This window comes from Corallococcus sp. AB038B (genome assembly GCF_003668955.1).
Lineage (GTDB): Bacteria > Myxococcota > Myxococcia > Myxococcales > Myxococcaceae > Corallococcus > Corallococcus exiguus.
The window spans coordinates 1-385 of the sequence record NZ_RAWO01000403.1; the positions used below are offsets into that span (position 1 = coordinate 1).

General features: G+C 74.0%; 1 protein-coding gene. It reads left to right on the plus strand.

Annotated elements, in window-relative coordinates:
• Positions 1–385 (plus strand): efflux RND transporter permease subunit (locus tag D7Y04_RS43710; RefSeq protein ID WP_147477402.1); only part of this gene is annotated, 385 nt, incomplete at both ends.

Below are 385 nucleotides of genomic sequence, written 5' to 3' on the forward strand. Positions count from 1 at the left end.
CGAGTTCGAGCAGGGGCCTCCCATCGAAGCGCCCGTGGCGGTGCGACTGGTGGGGCCGGAGTTGGAGACGCTGCGCACGCTGGCCGCGCGGACCCAGCAGGTGCTGGAGACGACGCCGGGCACCCTCTACGTGAAGAATCCGGTGCAGACGCGTCGCACGGACCTCCAGGTGGAGGTGGACCGGGAGAAGGCGGGGCAACTGGGTGTGCCCGCGGCGGAGGTGGCGCGCGCGGTGCGCTTCGGGCTCGCGGGGCTGCCGGCGGGCACCTTCCGCGACGAGGCGGGCGAGGACCATCCCATCCTCGTCCGGATGCCGCTGGAGTCCGGCGCCTGGCCGGCATTGGGCGCGCTGGAGCGCCTGCATGTGGCCAGTGTCACCGGCGCG